This window comes from Actinoplanes sp. HUAS TT8 (genome assembly GCF_051380535.1).
In the GTDB taxonomy this organism is placed as follows: domain Bacteria; phylum Actinomycetota; class Actinomycetes; order Mycobacteriales; family Micromonosporaceae; genus Actinoplanes.
This window is the reverse complement of sequence record NZ_CP195646.1, coordinates 758,851-775,210: the sequence shown is the minus strand read 5'-3', so window position 1 is coordinate 775,210 and position 16,360 is coordinate 758,851. Positions and strand designations below refer to the sequence as shown.

The following is a 16,360-nucleotide window of genomic DNA, read 5'->3' as shown; positions in this document are numbered from 1 at the left end:
AGCATGCGCCGCCCGTGCGGAGAAAGTTACGTGTCTTCGGCCATAAATTTTCCGGTTAAATCGCGTTATAACTTGAAGAATGTGCGCCGAGCATCGCGCGCACCGCAACGACCAGGTCACCGAAGGTAGCGGCCGGCAGCATCAGGTCGCAGAACGGCAGCGCCGCCGCCATCCCGGCGACCTTCGGAGCGAAACCCGGCTCCCCGGCCCGCGGGTTCAACCAGATCACCCGGTGCGCCCGGCGCTGAAGACGACTCATCGCGGCGGTCATCCGCTCGGGCGGATCACTGTCCCAGCCGTCCGAGGCGATCAGGACCAGGGCACCTCGCAGCAGGTTCCCGTGGTCGGAGTCGAGCAGCGCGGCCAGGTTCGAGGCGATGCGGGTGCCCCCGAACCGGTCGGTCACCACCTCGGACGCGTGCGTGACGGCCTCCCGCATCCCCGGCCGCCGCAACGCCGGGGTCAGCCGGGTCAGCGTCGTCGCGAACGCGAACACCTCGGCCCGCGTGACCGTGGTGAACGCGCGCATCAGGTGCAGGTAGGCGTCGGTCTGGGCCCGCATCGAGCCGCTCACGTCGCAGAGCAGGACGGCCCGGCGCGGCCGGCGCACGGCCCGCCGGCGGACCACGGTCAGCGGCTCGAACCCGGTCCGGCGGGACTGCGCGATCGTGTGCCGCAGGTCGATACGGTGCCCGCGAGGATCGACCGCGTGCCGCCGGCTGCGACGCGACGGCCACCGGCGCAGCTCGGCCGCGAGCACCCCGGCCAGGGCTTCCAGCCGCGCGGCGTCGAGCTCGGCGAAAGGTCGTTCGGCGAGCGCGGCGAGGGCACTGGGCCGCATTTCGGGTACGGACGGGTCGTCCTCCCCCGGTTCGTCGCGCGCCTCCACCGGCGGCGGCAGCGTCGCCCACGGCAGCCCGCCGTTCGCCCGGCCCTTCGGGTTCGCATCAGGAACAGGCAGATGTACGTCGTCCTCACCGCCCCCGGCCGGGACGGCGTCCCGGGTCAGCGGCAGCGGCGTGACGTCGTCGAACACGGCGGCGAAGACACGCTCGAACGCGGGCAGGTCGGCGTGCCGCCGCACCAGCGTCACCCGGGCGATCCAGTAGATCTCGTCCCGCGACCGGGTCGACGTGCTGGCCAGCGCGCGGATCAGGTCGCCGGTCTCGGTCAGCCCGGCCGCCACCCCGGCCCGCCGGAGCCGCTCCACGAGCGCGACCGCGAAAGCCGCCCGGTCCGCCCCGCGCAGCACCCGGCGGGGACCGTGCGGTGAGCCGTTGTTCGTGCTGGGCGCCATCGGGGTCAGCGGCGAGCGATCAGCCAGATGACGACGGCGACCGCGACCGCGCCGACCGCGACCGGGACGAGCCGCTTGTAGACCGAGCCGCCCGCGACCGCGAGCAGGTCGAGCGGTTCCGGTTCACTGTCCTCGACGGTCACGCGGATCGTAGAGGTCGCGGCCGGCGCCGAGGTCGGGGTCTGCGCCGAGGCCGGGGTCTGCCCCGGGGTCGCGGTGAGCGGCGCGACCGGTGCCGGAGTTCCGGTGGCGACCTCGGTCCGGCCCGCGGAGGACGCGACCTCGCCGGCCGAGGGATCCGGGCGAACGGTGGCACCGGGCTCGTCGCCCAGCACGTCCGAAGCATCCGCAACCGCCGCCGGCGCCGGCGTGTCCGGAGTGGGCGCCGGCTCCGGAACGGCCGTGGGCGCCGGGAGGTCGGTGGCCAGCTTGGCCTCCAGATTGGTGGCGAACTGGGTGAGCAGCTTCGAGGAGATCTCCTTGATCATGCCGCTGCCGAACTGGGCCAGCTTGCCGGTGATCTTCAGGTCGGTGTCGACGCTCACCTTCGTGGCCTCGCCGTCCGGGGTCAGGACCGCGGTCACCACGGCCGCCGCGTTGCCCGACGAGCGCGGGTCGCGGCCCTTGGCGTCGATCACCGCGCGGTAGGCGCCGGCGTCCTTCTCGGTGAAGCGGGCCGTCCCGGTGAACTCGGAGACCACCGGGCCGACCTTGACCTTCACCTTGCCCTTGTAGTCGTCACCGTCCACCCCGGTGAGCTGGGCGCCGGGCAGGCAGGGGGCGACGCCGGCGAGATCGGTGAGCACCTCCCAGGCCCGGTCGATCGAGGTGTGGACGGTGAACTCGTTGGTGATCTTCACGGTCGTTCTCCAGGGAGGGGAAGGGCGGCGACCACGGCACAGCGGTCGGCCGGGGTCTTGGCGATCGTGCCGATGGTCGACGGCACCAACGGTTCGACCAGGTCGGTGACGCCGAGCGCGGCCAGCGCGGACACCCAGTCGATCGTCTCGGCCAGGCCGGGCGCCTTGTCCAGGTCGAGCGCGCGGACCCGGCCGACGAACGCGGTGGTGTCCACGATCAGCGGCTCGGCCGCGCCCGGCACGGCCCGCCGGACGATGGCCGCGGCCCGGGCCGGCCCGGGGAACTCGATCCAGTGGTAGAGGCAGCGCCGCCGCAGGGCATCGTGCAGATCCCGGCTGTGGTTGGAGGTCAGGACCACGACCGGTGGGCGCTCGGCCGTGAACGTGCCCAGCTCGGGGACGGTGATCGCGGCCTCCCCGAGGAACTCGAACAGCAGCGCCTCGAACTCGTCGTCGGCCCGGTCGATCTCGTCGATAAGCAGCACCGGCGGGCGGGGGCCGGCATGGCGTACGGCTCGGAGAATTGCTCTTTCCTGCAGGAACTCGGCGGTGAACAGATCGGCGTCGGCCAGCCGCGTGCCCCGGGCCTCGGCGAGCCGGATCGCCAGGAGTTGCCGCTGGTAGTTCCACTCGTAGAGCGCCTCGGCGGCGGTCAGCCCCTCGTAGCACTGCAGGCGGATCAGTGGCGTGTCCAGCGCGGCGGCGAGCGCCTTGGCCGCGGCCGTCTTCCCGACGCCCGGCTCACCCTCCAGCAGCAGCGGTTTGCCCAGGCGCAGGGCCAGGAAGACGGCCATCGCGAGCCCGTCGTCGATCAGGTAGTCGACCGCGTCGAGACGGGAACGGACCTCCTCGTACGAGTTCACGACGCGTCCTCCGCGAGCAGCCGCTCGTAGTCCTCACGGGTGTCGACGTCGATCGGGATCGGACCGTCCACCGGCACCTCGGTCACCTCGAAACGTCCCGAGTGCAGCAGTTTCCACACCGCCTTGTCGCCGTGCAGCTCGGCCAGCTCGGGGAAGATCGGGCGCCGAAACAGGAACGGATGCCCGAGGCCGTCGGAATACCGGCACACGCCGATCGGGGTGTCGACGGCGGCGACCCGGCGGGCGTCGGCGGGGCGGACGCGAGGCTGGTCGCCCAGAAGCAGCAGCAGGCGGTCGGTGGCCACGAGCGGGACGGCCGAGCGGATGGACGAGCCGCAGCCGGTGCCGAACTCCGGGTTCTCCACCACCCGTACGCCGGAAAGGTCCACCGTGGCCCGGATCGCCGCCGCCGAACCGCCCAGGGTGACCAGCAGCTCCGCGCAGCCGCAGGCGCGTGCGGTGTCGAGCGTCGCGTCGAGCAGCGTCCGGCCACGGAACGGGAGCAGCTGCTTGGCCTCGCCGAGCCGGCGCGACCCACCCGCGGCCATGACCAGCGCGGAAACCCGATCCGCCGAGCCGCCGCGCGTCTGTTCGGAGCGCCGGGCCGGATCCATCAGGCCGCCGCGTGCTTCTTCAGGCAGCCGGGGCAGCAGTACCAGAAGTCGATGCCGCCGACGACGGCGTGCGGAGTTTCGGGGCCGACGACGACCGTCATGCCGCAGATCGGGTCGACCGCCCGCCGCGGAGCCTCCATCTCCAGCGGCACGGGGGGACCTATGGAGAGAAGCTCCGCGGCCGGGGCCGCCGGTGACGCGGGGGCGGTCAGGCCACCGGTCCGCATCTCCCGGACGATCTCCGCGAGGATGGACAGCGCGATCTCCTTCGGGGTCCGCGCGCCGATGTCCAGGCCCGGATGGGTACGGATCCGGGCCCGCTCGGGATCGGTGAGCCCCATCGCGTCGAGCACCACGGCACCACGCTTGTGGCTGGCGACCAGCGCGACGAACGGCACCCCGGCGTCGAGCGCGTCGCGCAGCGCGGCCTCCTCGTCGCGTCCGAGCCCGGCGACGACCACTGCGGTCACCCCGGCGAACCCGGCCGCGCCCACCCCGCTCGGGTCCATCCCGGCCGGGCCCACCCCGGTCGGGGCCACCCCGGCGAGCCCGGCCGGGGCCACCTCGAAGTCCAGGAACTCGGCGAGCTCGCGCACGGCCGCACCGATCGGGGTCGTTCCCCGGACCGCGACCAACGGCCGGGGCAGCACCGGCCGCAGGAAGATCTCCACGGCACCCCCGGAGTGGCACGGGTTGACCGCGATGCGCGCGCCGGGCGTCTCCGGGAACGTGTCGCCGTCCTCCGGAAGCACCCTGAGCAGCAGACTCTGGCCGTCCTTGAGGGTGTCGAGCGCGGCCACCCGGACGGAGGTCTCGGCGCAGACCCCGCCGACGAAGCCCTCGATCGAGCCGTCGGCCAGGATCACCGCGTCGTCGCCGGGCCGGGCCGAGGTGGGTTCCTGGGCCCGGACGACGGTGGCGTGCACGAACGGGAGCCGGGCCGCGACCAGCTGGGATGCGCGTTCGGCGAGCATCAGATCGGCGGCGTCGAGCGGCCCCGCATGGCCTCCCAGACGCGGGACGGGGTGAGTGGCATGTCGGCGTGGCGGACGCCGTACGGCTTGAGGGCGTCCATCACCGCGTTGACGATGGCCGGCGGCGAGCCGACGGTGGCCGACTCCCCCACCCCCTTGGCGCCGATCGGGTGGTGCGGCGACGGCGTGACGGTGAAACCGGTCTCCCAGTCCGGCACCTCCAGCGCGGTCGGGATGAGGTAGTCCATCAGCGACGCGCCGAGGCAGTTGCCGTCCTCGTCGAACGCGATCATCTCCATCAGGGCCATCCCGACGCCGTCGGTGAGCCCGCCGTGCACCTGACCCTCGATGATCATCGGGTTGATCCGGGTGCCGCAGTCGTCGACCGCGATGAAGCGGCGCACCTTCACCTCGGCGGTGCCCGGGTCGACGTCGACGACGCAGATGTACGCCCCGTGCGGGTACGTGAGGTTCGACGGGTTGTAGCAGATCTGGGCTTCGAGCGCGCCCTCCAGCCCCTCCGGAAGGTCACCGGCGCCGTGCGCGCGCATAGCGATCTCCTGGATCGTCACCGCCTTGCCCGGGTCGCCCTTGACCTGGAAACTCCCCTTGATCCACTCCAGGTCGGCGACGGTCACCTCAAGCATTGCCGACGCGATGAGCTGGGCCTTGTCCCGGACCTTGCGGGCGACCAGGGCGGCCGCCGCCCCGGAGACCGGGGTCGAACGGCTCCCGTAGGTGCCCAGCCCGAACGGCGTGTTGTCGGTGTCGCCGTGCACCACGTCGATGTCGTCCGGCGGGATGCCCAGCTCCTCGGCGACGATCTGCGCGAACGTCGTCTCGTGGCCCTGCCCCTGGGTCTGCACGGACAGCCGCACGACGGCCTTGCCGGTGGGGTGGACCCGCAGTTCACAGCCGTCGGCCATGCCCAGGCCGAGAATGTCCATGTTCTTGCGCGGGCCGGCGCCGACCGCCTCGGTGAAGAACGAGATGCCGATGCCCATCAGCTCGCCCCGGGCGCGTTTCTCGGCCTGCTCGCGGCGCAGCTCGTCGTACCCGGCCATGTCCATGGCCAGGCGCATCGTCGGCTCGTAGTCGCCGGAGTCGTAGACCCAGCCGGTCTTGGTCGTGTACGGGAACTGCTCGGGCCGGATGAAGTTCTTCAGGCGCAGCTGCGCCGGATCCATGCCGAGCTCGTCGGCGAGACAGTCGACGATGCGTTCGACCAGGTAGACGGCTTCGGTGATGCGGAACGAGCAGGCGTAGGCGACCCCGCCGGGCGCCTTGTTGGTGTAGACGGCGGTCATCTTGCAGTAGGCCGCCTCGATGTCGTAGCTGCCGGTGAACACGCCGAAGAAGCCGGCCGGATACTTCACCGGGGCCGCCGTGCCGTTGAACGCGCCGTGGTCGGCCAGCACGTTCGTCCGGATCGCGAGGATCTTGCCGTCGCGGGTGGCCGCGATCTCGCCGCGCATGATGTAGTCCCGCGCGAACCCGGTGCTGATCAGGTTCTCCGAGCGGTCCTCCATCCACTTCACCGGCTTGCCGGTGACGATGGAGCCGACGATCGCGCAGACGTAGCCGGGGTAGATCGGCACCTTGTTGCCGAAACCGCCGCCGATGTCCGGGGAGATCACCTGGATCTTGTGCTCGGGGATGCCGGCCACGATCGCGTAGAGCGTGCGGTGCGCGTGCGGGGCCTGCGTGGTCGACCAGAGCTTGAGCTTGCCCTCGACCGGGTCGAAGTCGGCGACCGCGCCGCAGGTCTCCATCGGGGCCGGGTGCACGCGCGGGTAGACGATGTCCTGCTGGACGACGACGTCCGCGCTCGCGAAGACCCGCTCGGTCTCGTCGGCGTCGCCGGTCTCCCAGTCGAAGACGTGATTGTCGGACTTGCCCTGCAGGTCGTCGCGGATCAGCGGGGCGTCCGGGGCCAGGGCCTTGCGGACGTCGATGACCGGGTCGAGGACGTCGTACTCCACATCGATCAATTCGAGGGCGTCGCGGGCCTGGTAGCGGTCGTCGGCGACGACCACCGCGACCTCCTGGCCCTGGAAGCGGACCTTGTCGGTGGCGAGCACGGCCTGCACGTCGTTCGACAGCGTGGGCATCCAGGCCAGGCCGAGCCCGGCCAGGGTCTCGCCGGTGATGACCGCTCGCACGCCCGGCGAGGCCTCGGCGGCGGTGGTGTCGACGCTGACGATCCGGGCGTGCGCGAACGGCGAGCGCAGCACGGCCATGTGCAGCATGCCCGGGAGCTGCACGTCGTCGGTGTAGCGGCCCCGGCCGCGGAGGAACCTCGGGTCCTCCTTGCGCAGCATCCGGCCGTACCCGATGGGTTTCTGATCGTTGGTGGTCGTCATGACGTCACCGCCTCGGCTTCCTTGGCCGCCGCCCACTGCACGGAACGGACGATCGACGCGTATCCCGTGCATCGGCAGATCTGGCCGGAGATGGCCTCGCGGATCTCGCCCTCGCTCGGGTCCGGATTGCGGTCGAGCAGTGCGCGGCAGGTCATCAGCATGCCCGGGGTGCAGAAGCCGCACTGCAGGCCGTGACACTGCCGGAACCCTTCCTGGATCGGGTCCAGTTCGGCACCTTTGGCCAGACCTTCGACGGTACGGACCTCGTGGCCCCCGGCCATCGCCGCGAGCACCGTGCACGACTTGACCGGCTCGCCGTCCAGCCAGACGACACAGGTGCCGCAGTTGCTCGTGTCGCAGCCCCAGTGCGTGCCGGTCAGCGCCAGCACATCGCGCAGGAAGTGCACGAGCAGCAGCCGGCCCTCGATCTCCCGGGTGACCTCGACGTCGTTGACGATCATGGTGACCTGCATGGACTCAGCCCCTCGCTCGTTCGACGGCCTTGCGCAGGGTTCGCTTGGTGAGCTCGTTGGCCAGGTGGCGCTTGTAGTCGGCGCTGCCGCGCTGGTCGGTGGCCGGGTCGCAGCTGCTCGCGGCGATCGCACCGGCCGTCTCGAACAGCTCCTCGGCCGGCTCGTGACCGCGCAGCGCGGCCGAGATCTCCGGGATGCCGGTGGTGTTCGGCCCGACCGCGGCCAGGCCGACCCGGGCGTCGACGATCGTGCCGTCCTCACCCAGCCACACCGCCGAGCCGGCCGAGACGACCGCCCAGTCGCCGGCGCGGCGCTCGACCTTCGCGTACGCACTGCCGCACCGGTCCGGCTTGAACGGGAAGCGGATCTCGGTGAGGATCTCGTTCTCCGCGACCGCCGTCTCGTACGGCCCGACGTGGAACTCCTCCATCGAGACGACCCGCTCGGCGCCGCCCGGGCCGCGGATCACGCAGCTCGCGTCCAGCGTCGTGCAGACCGCGGAGAGATCCTCGGACGGGTCGGCCTGACAGAGCGAACCGCCCAGCGTGCCGCGGTTGCGCACCACCGGATCGGCGATCACCCGCTCGGCGTCCCGGAAGATCGGGAACACGGCGGCCAGCTCGTCCGACTCCAGCAGCTCACGGTGCCGGGTCATCGCGCCGATCCGCACCCGCTCGCCGTCGAACCGGATGTAGCCCAGCTCGTCGTGCAGGTCGTTGATGTCGATCAGATACTCGAAGTTGGCCAGGCGCAGCTTCATCATCGGCAGCAGGCTGTGCCCGCCGGCCACCAGCCGCGCTGATCCGCCCAGCCGTTCCAGCAGGTCGATCGCCTGATCGACGCTGGTGGCGCGTTCATATTCGAAAGGAGCCGGCACCTGCACCATGACCTCCTCGCCAGATTGCGGAGAAACCTCTCGCGTCCTCGGTCCAATGTCAACGGTCACTTAAGCGATCTCTTAATCAGCCGTTGACGATCGTTGCCGGCTCAAGGATCGTTCCGGCATGCGCGACATCGTGGACGGTCTGACCGCCTGGCGGTCCGCCGGCCTGGACTTCGCGGTGGCGACCGTCGTGCACACCTGGCGTTCGGCACCGCGACCGCCGGGCGCGGCGATGGCGGTGAACTCGCTCGGCGAGGTGCTCGGCAGCATCTCCGGCGGGTGCGTCGAGGGGGCGGTGCACGAGGCCGCCTCCGAAACCATCAAGACCGGAAAGGCACAATCGCTGACGTACGGCGTCAGCGACGGTAACGCGTTCGCGGTGGGGCTGACCTGCGGCGGGACGATCGAGGTCCTGGTCCAGCCGAGCACCGCCCTGACCGGCCTGGACGCGCTGCTCACCGACATCGCCGCCGGTCGTCCGGTCGCGACCGCCGCCGTCCCCGGCGCTCAGATGGTCCTCCGGCCGGGCCGGGCGGCCAACCCCGTACCCGAAATTGTCGGGAGCCTGGGGGAAGCGGACCTGGACCGGGCCGCATCGTTGCAGGCCGCAGGCCTGCTGGCGCAGGGGCGCACCGGGCTGGTGCGTGCCTGCGATCGCGAGGTCTTCGTGCGGACCTGGGCCGCGCCGCCCCGGATGATCGTCTTCGGGGCGATCGACTTCGCGGCGGCGGTGGCCCGGATCGGCAAGTTCCTCGGATACCGCGTGACCGTCTGCGACGCGCGGCCGGTCTTCGCCACGCCGTCCCGGTTCCCGGAGGCGGACGAGGTGATCGTGCAGTGGCCGCACCGCTATCTCGCGTCGACCGCGGTCGACGACCGGACCGTGCTCTGCGTGCTGACCCACGACCCGAAGTTCGACATCCCGCTGCTGGAGGTCGCGCTGGGCACGCCGGCCGCCTACATCGGCGCGATGGGCAGCCGCCGCACCTGCGCCGACCGCCTCGACCGGCTGCGCGAGGCCGGAGTCCCGGACGCGGCCCTGGCCCGTCTGCGCGCCCCGATCGGCCTGGACCTGGGCGCGCGCACCCCCGAGGAGACCGCGGTGGCCGTCGCCTCGGAGATCATCGCCCTGTCCTGGGGCGGCTCGGGCTCGCCGCTGAGTGATCTGAACGCCCCGATCCACGGGTGACCGACCGGTCCCGGGATTGCCTCCACTGCCCGGAGGCAATCCCGGGACCCTCCATGCCCGCCTCCTTGGTACCCCCCAGGGGTATGTGTATGGTGGGGGCATGAAGACTTCGTTGCGGCTCACCGCGTACGCGATGGGCCTGATCGTGGTTTTCGCGGGTGCCGCGGGAGCCGGGCGCGCCCTCGGGCCGCAGGGGAAACCGGCACCGGCGCACACCGAGGCGCATGCCGGGGCCGGCGAGCACGCCGGGCACGAGGCGACCGTGCTGCCCGCGGGGCTGCAGGTCACCGAGGCCGGATATACGTTGAGTCCGCTCACGACATTGCTCATGCCAGGAAAGACGCAGGCGTTCGCGTTCCGGATTCTCGGGCCGGACGGGAAATCCGTGACGCAGTTCACCGACGTTCACGGAACCGAGCTGCACCTCGTCGTCGTCCGGCAGGACATGAGTGGCTATCAGCATCTGCACCCGGTCCGGGCCGCCGACGGCACCTGGTCGGCCCCGCTGACCGTGCGCGAGCCGGGGGCCTATCGTGCTTTCGCCGACTTCACGCCCCGCGCCCGCGCGGAGAATCTGGTGCTCGGCGTCGACCTGACCGCGCCCGGTGACTATCAGCCCCACCTCCTGCCGAAACCGAGCTGGGAGACGACGGCCGACGGTTACACGGTGACCCGCGGCGGCGAGCCGCAGGCCGGCGCCGACGCGTGGATGACCGTCTCGGTCAGCCGCGGCGGGCAGCCGGTCACCCTGGAGCCCTATCTCGGTTCGTTCGGTCATCTCGTCGCGCTGCGCCAGGGCGACCTGGCCTATCTGCACCTGCACCCGCAGGACGGCACCACCGCCGGGCCGGACGTGACGGTCGACGCGGCCGTCCCGTCCGCCGGGGCCTACCGGCTCTTCTTCGAGTTCCGGCACGACGGCAAGGTGCATCTTGCCGAGTTCACCGCCACCACCGGCGCCGGCCACACCCACAACTGAGGGATCCGCGATGATTGTCGAGCTCGAGATCGGGGGCATGACCTGCGCGTCCTGCGCCGCGCGGATCGAGAAGAAGCTGAACCGGATGGACGGGGTCAGCGCCTCGGTCAACTACGCCACCGAGAAGGCCTCGGTGACCGCCCCCGAGGGCGTGACCGTGGCCGACCTGATCGCCACGGTGGAGAAGACGGGGTATACGGCGGCGGTTCCGGCGGATCTACCCGACAAGCCCGACAATTCGGATCCGCTGCGCGATCGGCTCCTGATCTCCGCGCTGCTCAGCGTCCCGGTGATCGTGCTGGCCATGGTCCCGGCCTGGCAGTTCGACTACTGGCAGTGGCTGTCGCTGACCCTCGCGGCGCCGGTCGTCGTCTACGGCGGCTGGCCGTTCCACCGCGCGACCTGGACCAACCTGCGCCACGGCGCGGCCACCATGGACACCCTGATCTCGCTGGGCACGCTGGCCGCGTTCGGCTGGTCGTTGTGGGCGCTGTTCCTGGGCACGGCCGGTGAGCCCGGCATGACCCACCCGTTCCGGCTGGACATCGCCCGCACCGACGGCAGCGGCAACATCTACCTGGAGGCGGCCGCCGGGGTCACCACGTTCCTGCTGGCCGGGCGCTACTTCGAGGCCCGGGCCAAGAAACGCGCCGGTTCCGCCCTGCGCGCGCTGCTGGAGATGGGCGCCAAGGACGTCGCCGTGCTGCGCGAGGGCCATGAGGTCCGCCTCCCGATCGCCCAGCTCGCCCCCGGCGACCGGTTCGTCGTCCGCCCGGGCGAGAAGATCGCCACCGACGGCGTCGTCGAGGACGGTTCGTCCGCGGTCGACGAGTCGATGCTCACCGGCGAGAGCGTCCCGGTCGAGGTCTCCCCCGGCGCCACCGTCGTCGGCGGCACGGTCAACGCCGGCGGTCGCCTGATCGTCCGCGCCACCCGCGTCGGCTCGGACACACAGCTCGCCCAGATGGCCCGCCTGGTCGAACAGGCCCAGACCGGCAAGGCGAACGTGCAGCGCCTGGCCGACCGCATCTCCGGCGTCTTCGTCCCCGTCGTGATCGCCCTGGCCGTGGCCACACTCGGCTGGTGGTTCGGCACCGGCGCGGGCTGGACATCGGCCTTCACCGCCGCCGTCGCCGTGCTGATCATCGCCTGCCCGTGCGCGCTGGGCCTGGCCACCCCGACAGCACTGCTGGTCGGCACCGGTCGCGGCGCCCAGCTGGGCATCCTGATCAAGGGCCCGGAAGCTCTGGAACAGACCCGCCGCGTCGACACGATCGTCCTCGACAAGACCGGCACGGTGACGACCGGCCGCATGTCGCTGGCCGCCGTGCATCCCGCCCCCGGCCAGGATCCGGCCGAATTGCTGCAGCTCGCAGGCGCGGTCGAGTCCGCTTCGGAACACCCGATCGCCAAGGCGATCGCATCATCGGCCACTGTTTCGCTCGCGGTGGGCGATTTCACCAGCTTCGCAGGATTTGGCGTACGGGGGGTGGTGGCCGGAAAGGACGTCGTGGTCGGCCGGGCCGCCCTGGCGGAACGCGAAGGCTGGACGATCCCGGCCGACCTCGTCGCCGCCGTCGCCGCCGAAGAGGCCGCCGGGCGGACAGCCGTCGTGGCCGGCTGGGACGGGACCGCCCGAGGCGTCCTCGCGGTGGCCGACACCCTCAAGCCCACCAGCCGTGACGCGGTCGCCGGCCTGCGCCACCTCGGCCTGCACCCGATCCTGCTGACCGGCGACAACGAACGCGCCGCCCGGGCCGTGGCCGCCGAGGTCGGCATCGACGAGGTGATCGCCGAGGTGCTGCCGGCCGACAAGGTCGCGGTGATCGAACGCCTGCAGAAATCCGGCCGGGTCGTCGCCATGGCCGGCGACGGCGTGAACGACGCGGCCGCCCTGGCCCAGGCCGACCTGGGCCTGGCCATGGGCACCGGCACCGACGTGGCCATCGAGGCCTCCGACCTGACCCTGGTCCGCGGCGACCTGATCGTGGCGGTCGACGCCATCCGGCTCGCCCGGCGCACCCTGCGGATCATCCGGGGCAACCTGTTCTGGGCGTTCGCCTACAACGTGGCGGCTCTCCCACTGGCCGCGGCCGGCCTGCTCAACCCCATGATCGCCGGCGCGGCGATGGCTTTCTCGTCGGTCTTCGTCGTCGCCAACAGCCTGCGGCTGCGCGGTTTCACCTCCACCACCGACCGCCTGGCCCTGCGCGCCATCACCACACCCCCGACCCACCCCTGATCCCCGGCCCCCGCAGACCAGCCACCCCACAGCGGCCCTTCACGCACGCCGAAGCAACCCTGACAACCAGCCCGGACAGCCCAGCTGACGCTCAGGGCCTGGGTTCGACCCCCGAACCCAGCCGCCAGCACCAGCCGAAGACGCCCAGCTGGCACTGACGGTCCTGATCGAGCCCCGAATCAGCCGCCAGCACCAGCCAACAACGCCCAGCTGGCACTGACGGTCGCCACCCAGCCCTAAACCAGCCGCCAGCACCAGCTGAAAGTGTCCAGCTGGCGCTCATGGCTGTTATTCGGCGGAAAACCGACCGTGAGCGCCAGCTGGAACCACTCGGCTGGCGGTTACGGCTGGTTGTCGGCCCGGGAACGACCGTGAGCGCCAGCTGGAGAGGCTCGGCCGGCGGTCAGGGCTGATGGTCGGGCCGGATGGCAGCCGTGAGTGCCGGCCGGAGGGGCTTGCCGCGACGCAGGCCGGAGGGCTTGCTGCGGCGCAGGCCGGAGGGCTTGCTGCGGCGCAGGCCGGAGGGCTTGCTGCGGCGCAGGCCGGCGTGGTGCAGCGACAGCGGCAGGCCGGCGTGGTCCGGGCAGCGGCCGAGAGGGCGACAGCGCCTGGAGCTCCCCGTGTGGGGAGATCCAGGCGCCGGGTCAGTCCAGGATCTCGGTGACCGTGCCGGCGGCGACCGTGCGGTTGCCCTCGCGGACGGCGAAGCCGAGGCCCACCTCCAGCGCGACCGGCTTGCCCAGCGTCACCGTCACCGGGTCGAGGGTGTCGCCGGGCATGACCAGGTCGAGGCCACCCAGGTCGAGGCCACCGGACACGTCCGTCGTGTGGAAGTAGAACTGCGGACGATAGTTGGCTTCGAACGGGGTGTGCCGGCCACCTTCGGCCGCCGTCAGCGCGTACATCCGCGCCTTGAAGACCTGGTGCGGCCGGACCGATCCGGGCGCGGCGAGGACCTGGCCGCGTTCGACCTGGTCGCGCTTGACGCCGCGCAGGAGCACGGCGGCGTTGTCGCCGGCCTGGGCCGACTCGAGGACTTTGCCGAAGGTCTCCAGCCCGGTCGCCACGCTGGCCAGCGTGGGGCCGAGCCCGACGATCTCGACGGCCTCGCCGGCGCGGAGTTCGCCCCGCTCGACCTTGCCGGTGACGACCGTGCCCCGGCCGCTGATCGACAGGACGTTCTCGATCGGCATGAGGAACGGCGACACCAGCGACCGGTCGGGGATCGGCACGTAGGTGTCGACCGCGTCGAGCAGTTCGACGATCGAGCCGACCCACCGCGGGTCGCCTTCCAGCGCGCGCAGCGCCGAGACGCGGACCACCGGCACGTCGGCGCCGGGGAAGCCGTACGAGCTGAGCAGCTCGCGGACCTCCAGTTCGACCAGGTCGAGCAGTTCCGGGTCGTCGACCATGTCGCTCTTGTTGAGCGCGACCACCAGGTACGGCACCCCGACCCGCTGGGCGAGCAGCACGTGCTCGCGGGTCTGGGGCATCGACCCGTCCTGGGCGGAGACGACCAGGATCGCGCCGTCCACCTGCGCCGCGCCGGTGATCATGTTCTTGACGTAGTCGGCGTGGCCGGGCATGTCGACGTGGGCGTAGTGCCGGGACGGGGTCTCGTACTCGACGTGGGCGATGGTGATGGTGATGCCGCGGGCGGCTTCTTCCGGAGCACGGTCGATCCCCTCGAACGCGACGTACCGGTTGGCGGCCGGGTCGCGGTCGGCGAGGACCTTGGTGATCGCGGCGGTGAGGGTCGTCTTGCCGTGGTCGACGTGACCCATCGTGCCGATGTTGAGGTGCGGCTTCGTACGGATGAACTGGCTCTTGGCCATGATGTTTCTCAATCCTCACTGGATGCGAGACTGCGAAGCGAGGCAACGGGTGGTGCGCGCGCCACTGCCAACCGGCGCACGCGAGAACCGCGCACGACAAAGCCGACCCTTCCCCGGGCTCTCCCAGTTGGTGGGGAAGGGTCAGAGTCGCGTATCAGCGCCGGGAAGAACGCGCGCGGGAGCCACCGTGGTGGGCAGCTGCAGACCGGGCGCGAACATGGGGAGCACGGTAGTCGGTAACCCGTGCGAGCGCGATCGAATTCCGTGGGGGTCCCGCCGAGGCGGAACCCCCGGCGGGTCAGGCGCCGACGGTCTTGAGCACCGATTCGGGCATCTCGACGGTCTGGCTCTTGGCCGGACGCGCGATGTCGACCTTGGAGCCGATGTTGGAGTACGTCGCCTCCATCGTGCCGGCGCCCTGGGCGACCTTGTCCATGTCCAGGGTCATCTTGGTCAGGTAGCCGTCGGCGTTGACCTGGGCGGTGAACGGGACCTGGGTGCTCTTGCCCTGCAGCGACTGCACCATCTCGGCGGTCAGGCTGGGCGACTTGGAGATGTCGAGCGTGCCGGTGTACGTGCCGTCGCCGCTCTTGGTCACGTCGGCGGTCTGCTCCAGCAGTTTCGCCGTGTTGCGGGGGTCGTTCTTCTCCAGGCTGAGCGCGCTGCTCTCCGGCATCTTGCTGGCGTCGACGTGCATCCACTTGGTGCCGAAGCTCTTCGCGGCGGCGCCGCCGAACTTCATGTACAGGTCGGTGCCGACCTGGCGGATCCCGACGTTGCCGAGGCCGGCCATGTCCATGGTCACGTCGAGGGCCTTGTTCGGGGTGTCGAACGCGCCGGACGCGGTCATCCCGCCGACCATCGTCATGCGGATCTTGCCGGTCGAGCCGGTGACCTTGAGGGCGGCCGCGGCCAGTTCTTTCGACGCGGCGCTGGAGGAGGCCGCGCCGGTCGACTCGGCCGCCGCCGACGAGGCTCCGGCGCCGGTGGCGGGCGGTGTCGTCTTGTCTCCGGAGCAGCCGCTGAGGCCGGCGAGCGCCACCAGGGCCACACCCGTGACGGCCAGACGTCCCATCTTCATTGTTGCGGCTCCCGTCCTAGGCATCGGCCGCTCACCATAGACCGTGCCATCAATTCGGTCGCTCACGGGCGGACCGGACCGTAGGGTGCCGGGATGGCACGCGCGGAGGTCTACGTCAGCACGGATGTCGAGACGGACGGGCCGATCCCCGGGCCGCACTCGATGCTGAGCTTCGGGTCGGCGGCATACATCGAGGACGGCACACTGATCGACACGTTCAGCGCCAACCTCGACACGCTTCCCGGGGCGTCCGGGCACCCGGCCACGATGAAGTGGTGGGCAACCCAGCCGGCCGCCTGGGAGGCCTGCCGGAAGGACCCGGAGCACCCGGCCTCGGCGCTGGAGCGGTACCGCGGATGGCTCGAACGGCTGCCCGGAAGGCCGGTTTTTGTCGGATATCCGGCAGGTTTCGATTTCACGTTCGTGTACTGGTACCTGATCCGTTTCACCGGCGTCAGCCCGTTCTCGCATTCCGCGCTCGACATCAAGTCCTACGCGATGGCCGTGCTCGGCACCGACTTCCGGGCGACCGTGAAGAGGTCCATGCCCCGGCGCTGGTTCGGCGATTTCCCGCACAGCCACGTCGCCCTGGACGACGCGATCGAGCAGGGCGCCCTGTTCTGCGCGATGCTCGCCGAGAATCGGAAGAGATCAAAAAAACCTCAGGACGATTTCGACGTACGGCCGTAGCCCGGTTGATCATTGAC

14 protein-coding genes are annotated in these 16,360 nt (G+C 71.1%); 4 read left to right on the top strand and 10 right to left on the bottom strand.

Annotated elements, in window-relative coordinates; genetic code table 11:
• Positions 1–55: 55 nt before the first annotated feature.
• Genes ACSHV8_RS03415 through ACSHV8_RS03380 form a run of 8 tightly spaced genes read right to left on the bottom strand, consistent with a single transcriptional unit; the run spans position 56 to position 8,330 of the window.
• Positions 56–1,297 (bottom strand): vWA domain-containing protein, encoded by a 1,242-nt coding sequence (locus ACSHV8_RS03415; protein WP_436529258.1) that lies wholly within the window; start codon positions 1,295–1,297, stop codon positions 56–58.
• A 5-nt stretch (positions 1,298–1,302) separates the two neighbouring features.
• On the bottom strand, positions 1,303–2,157 hold the full coding sequence (locus tag ACSHV8_RS03410) for an SRPBCC domain-containing protein (protein WP_436529256.1): 855 nt from the start codon (positions 2,155–2,157) through the stop codon (positions 1,303–1,305).
• Positions 2,154–3,020 (bottom strand): AAA family ATPase, encoded by an 867-nt coding sequence (locus ACSHV8_RS03405; RefSeq protein ID WP_436529254.1) that lies wholly within the window; start codon positions 3,018–3,020, stop codon positions 2,154–2,156. The genes ACSHV8_RS03410 and ACSHV8_RS03405 overlap by 4 nt, the downstream gene beginning before the upstream one ends.
• Entirely contained in the window at positions 3,017–3,634 is a 618-nt protein-coding gene (locus tag ACSHV8_RS03400) for a nucleotidyltransferase family protein (RefSeq protein WP_436529252.1), read from the bottom strand. The genes ACSHV8_RS03405 and ACSHV8_RS03400 overlap by 4 nt, the downstream gene beginning before the upstream one ends.
• A complete protein-coding gene (locus tag ACSHV8_RS03395; protein ID WP_436529250.1) occupies positions 3,634–4,608 on the bottom strand; it encodes an XdhC family protein in 975 nt (324 codons plus the stop codon). Before ACSHV8_RS03395 ends, ACSHV8_RS03400 begins: the two co-directional genes overlap by 1 nt.
• On the bottom strand, positions 4,608–6,971 hold the full coding sequence (locus ACSHV8_RS03390; protein WP_436529248.1) for an aerobic carbon-monoxide dehydrogenase large subunit: 2,364 nt from the start codon (positions 6,969–6,971) through the stop codon (positions 4,608–4,610). Before ACSHV8_RS03390 ends, ACSHV8_RS03395 begins: the two co-directional genes overlap by 1 nt.
• Entirely contained in the window at positions 6,968–7,444 is a 477-nt protein-coding gene (locus ACSHV8_RS03385) for a (2Fe-2S)-binding protein (RefSeq protein ID WP_436529246.1), read from the bottom strand. The genes ACSHV8_RS03390 and ACSHV8_RS03385 overlap by 4 nt, the downstream gene beginning before the upstream one ends.
• Positions 7,445–7,448: 4 nt before the next feature.
• Positions 7,449–8,330 carry an FAD binding domain-containing protein gene (locus ACSHV8_RS03380; RefSeq protein ID WP_436529244.1) on the bottom strand — a complete coding sequence of 294 codons (882 nt, stop codon included), beginning with the start codon at positions 8,328–8,330 and terminating at the stop codon, positions 7,449–7,451.
• A gap of 118 nt (positions 8,331–8,448) precedes the next feature.
• Here ACSHV8_RS03380 and ACSHV8_RS03375 point away from each other — a divergent pair, with 118 nt between their 5' ends.
• The 3 genes from ACSHV8_RS03375 to ACSHV8_RS03365 all read left to right on the top strand — a co-directional run bounded on the left by ACSHV8_RS03375 (position 8,449) and on the right by ACSHV8_RS03365 (position 12,737).
• Entirely contained in the window at positions 8,449–9,516 is a 1,068-nt protein-coding gene (locus ACSHV8_RS03375) for an XdhC family protein (protein ID WP_436529242.1), read from the top strand.
• Between the two features lie 100 nt (positions 9,517–9,616).
• A complete protein-coding gene (locus tag ACSHV8_RS03370) occupies positions 9,617–10,495 on the top strand; it encodes a hypothetical protein (protein ID WP_436529240.1) in 879 nt (292 codons plus the stop codon).
• Between the two features lie 10 nt (positions 10,496–10,505).
• Positions 10,506–12,737: a heavy metal translocating P-type ATPase gene (locus tag ACSHV8_RS03365; protein ID WP_436529238.1), complete on the top strand. Its 2,232-nt coding sequence runs from the start codon at positions 10,506–10,508 to the stop codon at positions 12,735–12,737.
• 644 nt (positions 12,738–13,381) lie between these two features.
• Here ACSHV8_RS03365 and tuf read toward each other — a convergent pair.
• Positions 13,382–14,572, bottom strand: a complete 1,191-nt coding sequence (gene tuf, locus ACSHV8_RS03360; RefSeq protein WP_436529236.1) for an elongation factor Tu — start codon at positions 14,570–14,572, stop codon at positions 13,382–13,384.
• Between the two features lie 298 nt (positions 14,573–14,870).
• Positions 14,871–15,653, bottom strand: coding sequence for a hypothetical protein (locus ACSHV8_RS03355; protein ID WP_436529234.1), 783 nt, complete (start codon positions 15,651–15,653; stop codon positions 14,871–14,873).
• Positions 15,654–15,746: 93 nt separating this feature from the next.
• On the opposite strand from ACSHV8_RS03355, the gene ACSHV8_RS03350 reads away from it, so the two are divergent.
• A complete protein-coding gene (locus ACSHV8_RS03350) occupies positions 15,747–16,343 on the top strand; it encodes a 3'-5' exonuclease (protein ID WP_436529232.1) in 597 nt (198 codons plus the stop codon).
• Positions 16,344–16,360: the final 17 nt, after the last annotated feature.